The organism is Streptomyces sp. SID3343 (assembly GCF_009865215.1).
Taxonomy (GTDB): Bacteria; Actinomycetota; Actinomycetes; order Streptomycetales; family Streptomycetaceae; genus Embleya.
The window spans coordinates 1-1,945 of sequence record NZ_WWJX01000403.1; the positions used below are offsets into that span (position 1 = coordinate 1).

2 protein-coding genes are annotated in these 1,945 nt (G+C 74.4%); both read left to right on the plus strand.

The window, feature by feature from the left end:
- Window positions 1-495: carbamoyltransferase C-terminal domain-containing protein (locus GT354_RS13380; RefSeq protein WP_272923817.1), on the plus strand; the 495-nt coding region annotated here is incomplete at its 5' end.
- A gap of 26 nt (window positions 496-521) precedes the next feature.
- Window positions 522-1,945 (plus strand): HAD-IIIA family hydrolase (locus tag GT354_RS56485; RefSeq protein WP_346012008.1); only part of this gene is annotated, 1,424 nt, incomplete at its 3' end.

Here is a 1,945-nt window from a genome sequence, read left to right on the forward strand (position 1 = left end):
CGCAGCGAGTTCGGCCCGCGCGCGCTGGGCCACCGCAGCCTGCTCGCGCATCCCGGGCGCGCGTCCAACCTGGAGCGCCTCAACGACGTCAAGGGTCGCGAACAGTTCCGCCCGGTGGCCCCGATGGTGCTCGCCGAGCGCGCCGCCGAACTCTTCGACGGACCCGTCCCGAGCCGGTACATGCTCTTCACCCACGACGTCGCCGAGCACTGGCGCGAACGCATCCCCGCCGTCGTCCACGTCGACGGCACCGCGCGCATCCAGACCGTCGACGGGGGCGACAATCCCCTGCTGGCGCGCATGCTCGGCATTTTCGAACAGCTCACCGGGCTGCCGGTGGTGGTCAACACGAGTCTCAACACCGCCGGGCGACCGATGGTCGACGACCCGCGCGACGCGCTGGAGTGCTTCGGGTCCGCACCCGTCGACCTGTTGGCGCTCGGGCCGTTCGTGGTGCGGCGCCCGGCGATGGGCGACGGAGCGGGGGCCCTGTGAACGTCGACGACGCGAAGGATCCCACCGTGCCCACACCCACGTACGCCGTGGTGGTACCGACCATGGGCCGCCCCGAATTGAACCGCTGTCTCTCCTCGCTCGCGGCGGCCTCGGGCCCACTGCCGCAAGCCGTGATCGTCGTCGACGATCGGCCCGAGACTCCCGATCCGTTGCGCCTGGACGTGCCCGAGGCGCTCGCCGGCCTGACGAAGGTGTTCAGCACCGGCGGCGGCGGACCGGCCGGCGCCCGCAACACCGGCTGGCGCGCCGCCCCGGTCGACGTCGACTGGGTGGCGTTCCTGGACGACGACGTCGAGGTGACGTCGACGTGGCGCGCCGATCTGGTCACCGACCTCGCCGAGGCCGCGCCCGGGGTGGGCGCGGTCCAGGGCAGGTTGGAGGTGCCGTTGCCGAGCGAGCGTCGGCCCACCGACTGGGAGCGCGGCACCCGCGGCCTCGCGGACGCGGCGTGGGCGACCGCCGACATGGCCTACCGGCGCGACGCGTTGATCGAGACCGCCGGCTTCGACGCCAGATTTCGACGAGCCTTCCGCGAGGACGCCGACCTCGCGCTGCGCACCCGGGAGGCCGGCTGGCATCTCACCCGCGGCCGGCGCCTGACCCGGCACCCGGTCCGACCCACCGACCGATGGGTGAGCACCCGCGTCCAGGCCGGCAACGCCGACGACGTCCTGATGACCCGACTGCACGGGCGCGACTGGTACCGCCGAGCCGCCGCGCCGCGCGGCCGTCGCCCCGTCCACGTGAGCGTGACCGCGCTGGGCGTGCTGAGCGTGGGGGCCGCGCTGACCGGCCGGCGCCGAATCGCTCTCGCGGCGGCCGGCGGATGGCTGCTCGGCACCGCCGAGTTCGCGTGGACGCGCATCCGGCCCGGCCCCCGGGATCGACCGGAGACGACGACGATGCTCCTTACCAGCGCGCTGATCCCACCGCTCGCGAGCGCGCACTGGCTGCGCGGGCTGTGGCGCCATCGCGCGGTGCGACGCGCCGGCGTCCGGCCCCGCGCGGTGCTCTTCGACCGCGACGGCACCCTGGTGCACGACGTCCCCTACAACGACCGTCCCGACAAGGTCGAACCCATGCTCGGCGCGGTGGAGGCGGTACGTCTGTTGCGGGCCGCGGGCATCCGAACGGCCGTGGTGAGCAACCAGTCGGGCGTGGCCCGCGGCCTGATCGCGCCCGCCGATCTGCAACGGGTCAACGAGCGGGTGGACGAGCTCTTCGGACCGTTCGAGGCGTGGGCGGTGTGCCCGCACGGGCCCGACGACGACTGCGTGTGCCGCAAGCCGCGGCCGGGCCTGATCCGTGAGGCGGCACGCCGGCTGGGGTTGCGCCCCGACGAGTGCGTGGTCGTCGGTGACATCGGCGCCGACGTCGCCGCCGCCCGCGCGGCCGGCGCGCGCAGCATCCTGGTGCCCACCGACACCAC